We start from the raw sequence: 8,225 nt of genomic DNA, 5'->3' as shown, positions 1-8,225 counted from the left end.
CATGGCACGCAGCGCCACACGAATACCCACATTTTGGTCGTCATTATCACCTTTCAGATCCGCAAGCTCGCTGGCAATCTTAGTTAATGCCACGCCACCACCTGCGACAATCCCTTCTTCAACCGCCGCGCGAGTTGCATGCAGAGCGTCATCCACTACGCTTTCTTCTCTTCTATTTCCACTTCGGTTGCCGCGCCGATCTTAATCACGGCCACGCCACCAGAAAGCTTAGCAATGCGCTGCTGAAGTTTCTCTTTGTCGTAGCTGGAAGTGGTATTTTCGATCTGCTTTTCAATGGTCGCGACACGATCGTGGATAGCACTTTCTTGCGCCGCACGCACAATCGTTGTGGTGTCCTTGGTAATGGTGACTTTCTTCGCACTGCCCAACTGTTCAATTCGTCGCTTTTTCAAGCTCTAGGCCGATCTCTTCAGAAATCACCGTACCAGCGGTGAGCACGGCAAGTGTCTTCCAACATCGCTTTGCGGTTATCACCAAAGCCGGGGGCTTTCACCGCCGCAGCACGTACAATGCCGCGTAGGTTGTTTACCACCAGCGTTGCCAACGCTTCGCCGTCAATATCTTCGGCAATGATCAGCAGTGAACGGGAGGCTTTCGCGACCGACTCCAACACCGGAAGCAGTTCGCGAATGCTGCTGACTTTCTTATCCACCAGCAAGATATAAGGGTTATCGAGCTCGACCGCACCAGAATCTTGGTTGGTGATGAAGTAGGGCGACAAATAGCCACGGTCAAATTGCATCCCCTCGACGACAGAGAGTTCGTTGCTAAGACCTTGGCCCTCTTCCACGGTAATCACACCGTTGCGGCCCACTTTTTCCATCGCCTCAGCAATGATTTCACCGATCGCACGATCGCTGTTGGCAGAGATAGAACCCACTTGTGTGATCGATTCTTTGTCGCTGCATGGCTGGGCCATCGCACGTAACTTCTCGACCGCCGAATCCACCGCTTTGTCGATCCCGCGTTTGAGATCCATAGGGTTCATGCCTGCCGCAACGGCTTTTAACCCTTCGTTGATCAGGGCTTGAGCCAATACCGTCGCCGTGGTGGTGCCATCCCCGGCTTCGTCATTGGCTTTGGACGCCACTTGTTTCACCATTTGCGCGCCCATGTTTTCAAACTTGTCTTTTAATTCAATGGCTTTGGCAACAGAAACGCCGTCTTTAGTGATGGTTGGTGCACCATATGACTTATCCAGCACAACATTGCGACCTTTTGGGCCCAGTGTCACTTTCACTGCATCTGCCAGTAGGTTGACCCCTTTCAGCATCTTTTGACGTGCGTCATTTGCAAATAAAACATCTTTTGCAGCCATGATATTCTCCTCTTTTCACCACAACTAAAATGCATTACTCAACGATGGCTAACACATCAGATTCAGACAGGATCAAATACTCTTTCCCATCCATTTTTTCTGTTTTCACGCCATAGCCGTCATTGAAAATCACCACATCACCGACGTTCACTTCCATCGATGCGCGTTCACCATTTTCAAGACGTTTACCTAGACCAGCGGCGATCACTTTGCCGCGATTGGATTTTTTAACCGATTGTGAGGTTAAAACGATTCCCCCTTCAGATTTGTTTTCCACTTCTTGTCGTTCAACAATCAGCTTGTCATTTAAAGGACGAATGTTCATTGAGATTGCCTCCTACTTAATTCTCAAAAAGATAAAAGACAGGTTGATAAATCAAATTCTGGCGAGAGGCTATCCAGCGCTCTCGCAGAAAAAATAGGGTCAGTTAGAGAGAGTTCAAGGGGGAAATTTGATAAAATTTTTTTTATAAACCAACAAAAGTTGTTTATTAAATCGTGGTGTCCAACGCCCGAATCACACGACACGGATTGCCCGCCGCCACCACATTGGCGGGTACATCTTTGGTGACCACCGAGTAACACATTGTTGCCAATGGCCCACAAAAATATCGCCATAGCAAGAATGAATGGTGAGTCATTGCAACCTCGATCTTCGCTGCTGTCCGAGCCATTTACACTGTAAAACCATCTGGCCGTTCAGCGGCCTTCTTACAACTGACACTTTGATTCCAAAAATGCAAACGAATGAAAATTGACGAATTTTTTGTGTGTTACTTCACGGTAATGTCACGCCAATTTCGTAGTGTGAGGGCTTCTGTCCCCCAACATTTGGCGCAAGCCTAAGGAATAAAAATGAAGAAGAATCTGCTTGCCATTGCGCTGTGCAGTGTGATTGCCGTACCGATGAGTACATGGGCCGCACAAACTACGGTGAAACCTTCGGTAGAATACGCACAGCTGGTCACTCAGCGACAAGTGGTTGATCAACTGCTGCACGATGCTGTGGTGGCATTTAAGTCTCCAGCACGTGTGTCTCATGCGGGTTTCACTGCAAAAATGCCGAGCAACATGGAAATCGTGACCGATCGTTTGCTCGAAGCGTACCAGCTAGAACCGTATCGTACCGATTTGCTGATTTCTGCCGCCAACGCGCAGATCTACAACAAGAATGTCGATAAAGCGATTGAACTGTTTCAACAGGCGCTGGGCGTTGCCCCCGATGATGTCGATTTGCACACCTACCTTGCGGTATGGCAAAAATTCAAGGGCAACGAGCAAGCGTATCAGCAGCATGTCACGGCACTGAACACGCTTAACCCAGGTCGAGCGGTGGATCTGAAACGCCTTCTTTCCACGGTGGATCGCATTCTTCAAACGCCCCTTAAAGAGAAAGCCACACGTCCGTTAGGCAGTGACGGTGCCATTGTGACATTGGGCTATGCCCTCAATCCCGATGGTTCGATGCACGATATTCTCATCGAGCGATTAGAAACCACGCTCGCCATGGCCAAAGCCAATCCAGAAGCGCTGATCATCTTAACTGGTGGTGTGCCACAAAATCACAAAACCGAAGGCAAGTTGATGGCCGATTGGTTGATTGAACGCGGCATTAGCGCGAATCGCATTATTGAAGAAAACTACGCCACCAGCACCGTGGATAATGCCTTGTTCAGCGCCTACGCCTTAGCGCGTCACGGAGTAAAACACGCCACCATCATTAGCTCTGCCAGCCATGTTCGCCGTGGCCAAACTCTGTTTGAAATCGCCACTTGGCAAACCGGCCCGCGCAATATCACGTTTGATACCGTGGCCTACCCGGACAAGCCGCTGAATGAGCTCAAACAAGCCAGCAGTGGTGAGTTACTGGGGATTTACCGCGATGCGCTGCGCACCTTTGGCATGTGGAGCTACCGCTCTTCGCCACTGGAGTTTCGTTAATCTGAAACGCCAATAAACAAAAAGCCAGAATATCGATTCTGGCTTTTTTAAGATGGGAAAATCGCTAGGTTATTCTGCGATGCGCTCTAAACGCGCTAAGTAGAAACCATCAAAGCCTGAGTTAGCTGGGGTGATGTTTTCATCATCGATCAAACGGAAATGTGGGTTCGCCGCTAAGAACGCATCCACCTGACCACGGTTTTCACACGGCATGATGGAGCACGTGGCGTAAACCAACATGCCACCCACTTTCACCATACGGCTGTAACTAGCCAAAATGTGGGCTTGCAGCTCCATCAATACTGGCAAACGCTCTTCGGTGTCACGCCATTTGGCATCTGGGTTACGTTTGAGAACGCCAAGGCCTGAACACGGCACATCGAGCAACACGCGATCCGCCGACAGCTTCAAACGCTTGATGGTCTTGCTGCTGGTGATCAAACGGGTTTCAACGTTATGTGCACCAGCACGGCGCGCACGCTCTTTGAGGTTGTTGAGCTTCCACTCTTCTACATCCATCGCCAGCAAACGGCCTTTACCTGCCATCATCGCGGCCAAGTGTAAAGTTTTGCCCCCTGCGCCCGCACACGCATCGATCACGCGCATGCCCGGTTTTACCTCCAATGCCGCCGCGACTTTTTGCGAGCCTGCATCTTGCTGCTCAAACCAACCATCAGCAAAAGATTGCGTCTTAAATAGGGCCGAGTTTGACGTCACTTCCAGCGCACTTTCCACACCGTCCACCGGCACGGTGCTCACACCTTCTTTGTTCAAACGTTTGGCGAGATCATCACGGTCACACTTGAGTAAGTTAACGCGTAAGTAACGCTTAGCCGGTTTCGCCAGCGCGCTACGCTCTGCTGGCCATTGTTCGCCTAACTCACGCTCACCCAACACATCAAGCCACTCTGGACAACCATCCCAAAGGGCGGGTTGTGCTTTGGCTTCTTCCATTTTTGCTTGGAAAAGATCGTCTTCAATCGCTTCTGCGTAATTGGTTTTTGGCAGCGCTAAGCCGTGGAATTTATGCCAAATGTGAATCAAACGCATGCTCTCGCGGCTGATGTTCGACGCATCGATATCGGCCAAAAAGCAGTATAGGTTGAGGCGGCGCAGCACATCGCCAGTCACCATCGTAATACGAGCTTGCTCTGCGCTGATCAAATTCAACTCAGAGAAGTGGCGAGAATAGGCTCTATCCAGAGGCGAACCTTCGTTCAACACCAAATCAAGAATGCTAAGAACCAGATTGGAAGAGGAAGGCGAAAGAGACGATTTGAGCATAAAAGCATCCAAAGAAGAGAAAAACCGCGACATGATAGGAGTTATTGTCGGGTCTAGCAAGCGAGGCGCACACCATCGCAGCTAACTTGCTGATTTCGCAAGGCACGATGGTTCACAAGATTGTTAAGCAATTCACCACTTGCTCGGGGTGAGCGCAATAAATCGCGCTGAGCTACAAAATCTGTCGAATATCAGAGGAGATGTCACTGATCATCTGCCTTGCGCTCTCATCACGCAGTTGCACCAGAATGATAAACAGCAAATCGGTGATGACGTTTTGTGCGCTGCGTGAAGCAATCGCCGAGCTGCGATGTTCGGTTTCATCGGCAATGGTGTCGAAGGTCATATCGGCAATTTGGCGTAGTCGGCTTTTTTTCGGTGAGCTGAGCGCAATCACTTTCGCTCCCTGCTCTTTGGCCGCTTCGGCCGCCACTAAGATCTCTTTGCGCTCTCCTGAGAACGAGATGGCAATTTGCACATCTTGTTCGCTCAAAGTGCGCGCCACCGCGATCTGCACATGACTGTCTTGCTCGGCCAAGGTGGTGATACCCAATTTAAGCAGCTTATAACTGAGGTCTTTTGCCGTTAGCGCAGAGCCGCCAATGCCGACGATCTGCACGCGCCTTGCCTCACTCAACCACTGCACCGCCTGATGACACGCTTCATAAGAAAGCGCATTGGTGGTTTGAAACATCGCGTCGGTTTTGGCTTTAATCAGCTTTTGTGCAATCACCGCCAGCGGATCATCGGCCAGAATATCGCTGTGCAACGGCGTGGCCTGCATCGCTTGTTTGCGACCAATTTCTTCCGTTAGAGCGAGCTTAAACGCGCTGTAACCTTTAAAGCCAAGTCGCTGAGTAAATTTGACGATGCTCGATTGGCTCACTTGTGCCTGCTCTGCCAACTCTTGGCTGGTTAATTGCGCCGCTTTTTCTGCATTTTCTACAATCCAATCGCCAATCACTCGGCCACTTTGCGACAACTGAGTTCGTCTTGCGACGATTTTATTGATAACAGACACAGTAAAACCTCAAAAAAGTTTAAATAAATTATTCCAAACGAGAAATAAAAACCGAAAACAGCAATCCACTAATTTAAAACGACTTTTCTTCAAATAACGGTCATTATTACCTTTGACTTAGTCCCATTATTCCAGAGTTTATCTGCCTAAAGAATAACCTTAAGTGTGATTTTTATCACCAAAACCGAATATTTTATTCCATAGAATCGCCCTCAGTTCAAAACCTATTATCGAGAAATGTCCACCATGAAAATTGATTTAAGCCGTTTGGTTACAGAAAGCCGCAACCCAGCCAGTGCAGAGATTGATACCCTGTCCACCGTCGAGATGCTCAGAGTCATCAATCAAGAAGATCAGAAAGTCGCACTGGCGGTGGAAGCGGTTTTGCCGCACATCGCCCAAGCGGTGGATGCCATCACACATGCGTTTGCCCACGGTGGCCGTTTGATTTACATGGGCGCAGGTACCTCGGGCCGCTTAGGCATTCTTGATGCCAGTGAGTGCCCACCAACTTACGGCACTCCGGCAGAGCTCGTGGTTGGCCTGATTGCCGGTGGCCACACTGCCATTCTAAAAGCGGTGGAAAATGCCGAAGACAACCGAGAGCTGGCGCAAAACGATCTCAAATCACTCAACCTGACAGCCAACGATGTGGTGGTCGGCATTGCCGCAAGCGGACGCACACCTTATGTGTTGGGCGGTTTGGAATACGCCACCTTAATTGGCGCAACAACGGTATCGATCGCCTGTAATCCGGTTTGCCCAATGGCCGATGCGGCGCAAATCGCCATTTTGCCGGTGGTGGGCCCAGAAGTGGTCACAGGCTCTTCTCGCATGAAAGCAGGCACGGCGCAAAAACTGGTGCTCAATATGCTGACCTCCGGCGCGATGATCCGCAGTGGCAAAGTGTTTGGCAATTTGATGGTGGATGTGGAAGCAACCAACGCCAAGCTGATCCAACGCCAAACCAACATCGTTGTAGAGGCCACTGGCGTGTGCGCAGAAGAAGCAGAAGAAGCGCTCAAAGCATGCGATCGCCACTGCAAGACCGCGATTTTAATGATTCTTTCTGGCCTAGATGCCGAGCAAGCCAAAAACAAATTACAACAGCACAACGGTTTTATCCGCGCTGCGCTGAACGACAAGTAACCATTAAGGTTTCAAGGAGACCGTTATGGCAAAGATAACCCAAACAATGATCTCGCAGCTGCTGGCTGCGGTGGGCGGCAGCAGTAATGTCAGCAAATGTGGCAACTGCATGACCCGACTTCGCTTAACACTGGCCAACAATGGCGTGGCAGATCAGGCTGTGATTAAGCAGATCCCCGGCGTCATGGGCGTGGTGGAAAGCGATGAGCAATTTCAGATCATCCTTGGCCCCGGCAAAGCGCAGCAAGCGGCCGAGCTGATGAACAAGCTGATTGAAAGCGTCATTAATGGCGATGTGCAAGAACAGGCTATTGCCAGCGACGCGAACGATCTCTCCAGCGTTGCCGCTGAGCAGAAAAAGCAAATGAAGAGCAAACAGACCAGCGCGGTGCAACGCTTTTTGAGCAAGTTTGCCACCATTTTCACCCCGCTGATCCCCGGTTTCATTGCCGCGGGTTTGCTGCTTGGTTTTGCTACGCTGCTTGAGCAAATGTTCGTGCTGGAGCAAACCCCAAGCCAGTTTATGCTCGATCTGATCGCCTACATGAAAGTGTTTGGCAAGGGGTTGTTTGCCTTCCTTAGCATCTTGATCGGCTATAACGCGCAGCAAGCCTTTGGTGGCTCTGGCGTGAACGGCGCCATTCTCGCGTCACTCTTTGTGCTGGGCTACAACCCAGATGCCACCTCTGGCATCTACTCAGGCATGAGTGAGTTCTTTGGCTACACCATTGACCCGCGAGGCAACATTATCGGCGTTCTGCTGGCGGCGATCATTGGTGCGCAAGTGGAACGCAAAGTGCGTGAATACATGCCCGATGATCTCGACATGATTCTTACCTCAGTGGTCACGCTGCTGATCATGGGTGTGGTCACGTTTGTGGTGATCATGCCTATCGGTGGAGAGCTGTTCAAAGGCATGTCTTGGCTGTTCTTGAACCTCAACGACAACCCGCTGGGCGCGGCGATTCTTGCTGGTCTGTTTTTGATTTCGGTGGTGTTTGGTATCCATCAAGGCTTTGTGCCTGTTTATTTTGCGCTGATGGAAGCGCAAGGTTTTAACTCACTGTTCCCCATTTTGGCGATGGCGGGCGGCGGCCAAGTGGGGGCTTCACTGGCACTGTATTTCAAAGCGAAGAAAGACGCGCTGCTGCGCACGCAAGTGAAAGGGGCGATCATCCCGGGCATTCTCGGCATTGGTGAGCCACTGATTTACGGCGTCACCCTGCCACGCGTCAAACCGTTTGTGACGGCCTGTATTGGTGGCGCGGCGGGCGGCTTCTTCATCGGTTTGGTTTCCTACCTTGGCTTACCTGTCGGTTTGAATACCGTGTTTGGCCCTTCTGGTATCGTGGCGATCCCACTGATGACATCGCACAGCGGCATCTTCGCTGGCATGGCGGTCTTCGTGGTTGGCCTGCTCATCTCCTACGTGGTCGGCTTCCTCGCCACCTACTTCTTTGGCAGCAAAGACGTCGATTTAAGCTGATTCAT

6 protein-coding genes and 2 pseudogenes are annotated in these 8,225 nt (G+C 50.7%); 3 read left to right on the top strand and 5 right to left on the bottom strand.

All coding sequences use genetic code 11. The features are described 5' to 3' along the window. From groL to CIK04_RS07160, 3 genes and pseudogenes are all read right to left on the bottom strand, one after another. A pseudogene (gene groL / locus CIK04_RS07170) lies at window positions 1-1,339 on the bottom strand (chaperonin GroEL); the annotation flags it as partial. 34 nt (window positions 1,340-1,373) lie between these two features. Next, on the bottom strand, window positions 1,374-1,664 hold the full coding sequence (locus tag CIK04_RS07165; protein ID WP_038939291.1) for a co-chaperone GroES: 291 nt from the start codon (window positions 1,662-1,664) through the stop codon (window positions 1,374-1,376). 166 nt (window positions 1,665-1,830) lie between these two features. Further along, window positions 1,831-1,917 (bottom strand): annotated as a pseudogene (locus CIK04_RS07160) (sugar O-acetyltransferase); the annotation flags it as partial. A 277-nt stretch (window positions 1,918-2,194) separates the two neighbouring features. Between CIK04_RS07160 and CIK04_RS07155 the strand changes: the two are divergent. Continuing rightward, entirely contained in the window at window positions 2,195-3,280 is a 1,086-nt protein-coding gene (locus CIK04_RS07155; protein WP_080541712.1) for a YdcF family protein, read from the top strand. A gap of 69 nt (window positions 3,281-3,349) precedes the next feature. Here the strand turns inward: CIK04_RS07155 and CIK04_RS07150 are convergent, their stop codons facing one another. Then, window positions 3,350-4,564 (bottom strand): RsmB/NOP family class I SAM-dependent RNA methyltransferase, encoded by a 1,215-nt coding sequence (locus tag CIK04_RS07150; RefSeq protein ID WP_039467002.1) that lies wholly within the window; start codon window positions 4,562-4,564, stop codon window positions 3,350-3,352. A gap of 172 nt (window positions 4,565-4,736) precedes the next feature. Then, window positions 4,737-5,585, bottom strand: coding sequence for an SIS domain-containing protein (locus CIK04_RS07145; RefSeq protein ID WP_011082036.1), 849 nt, complete (start codon window positions 5,583-5,585; stop codon window positions 4,737-4,739). A 246-nt stretch (window positions 5,586-5,831) separates the two neighbouring features. Here CIK04_RS07145 and murQ point away from each other — a divergent pair, with 246 nt between their 5' ends. Continuing rightward, entirely contained in the window at window positions 5,832-6,734 is a 903-nt protein-coding gene (murQ, locus tag CIK04_RS07140; RefSeq protein ID WP_026050237.1) for an N-acetylmuramic acid 6-phosphate etherase, read from the top strand. A gap of 25 nt (window positions 6,735-6,759) precedes the next feature. Continuing rightward, window positions 6,760-8,220, top strand: coding sequence for a PTS N-acetylmuramic acid transporter subunit IIBC (gene murP / locus CIK04_RS07135; protein ID WP_097353111.1), 1,461 nt, complete (start codon window positions 6,760-6,762; stop codon window positions 8,218-8,220). Window positions 8,221-8,225: the final 5 nt, after the last annotated feature.

The sequence above is a fragment of the Vibrio sp. 03_296 genome (assembly GCF_002265885.1).
This window is presented reverse-complemented; position numbering and strand designations above follow the sequence as displayed.

What these genes read in the sequence shown, in the direction of transcription:
- CIK04_RS07155 (WP_080541712.1), top strand. Translation starts at nt 2,195, where the DNA reads ATGAAGAAGAATCTGCTTGCCATTGCGCTGTGCAGTGTGATTGCCGTA.
- CIK04_RS07150 (WP_039467002.1), bottom strand. Translation starts at nt 4,564, where the DNA reads ATGCTCAAATCGTCTCTTTCGCCTTCCTCTTCCAATCTGGTTCTTAGC.
- murQ (WP_026050237.1), top strand. Translation starts at nt 5,832, where the DNA reads ATGAAAATTGATTTAAGCCGTTTGGTTACAGAAAGCCGCAACCCAGCC.
- murP (WP_097353111.1), top strand. Translation starts at nt 6,760, where the DNA reads ATGGCAAAGATAACCCAAACAATGATCTCGCAGCTGCTGGCTGCGGTG.
- CIK04_RS07165 (WP_038939291.1), bottom strand. Translation starts at nt 1,664, where the DNA reads ATGAACATTCGTCCTTTAAATGACAAGCTGATTGTTGAACGACAAGAA.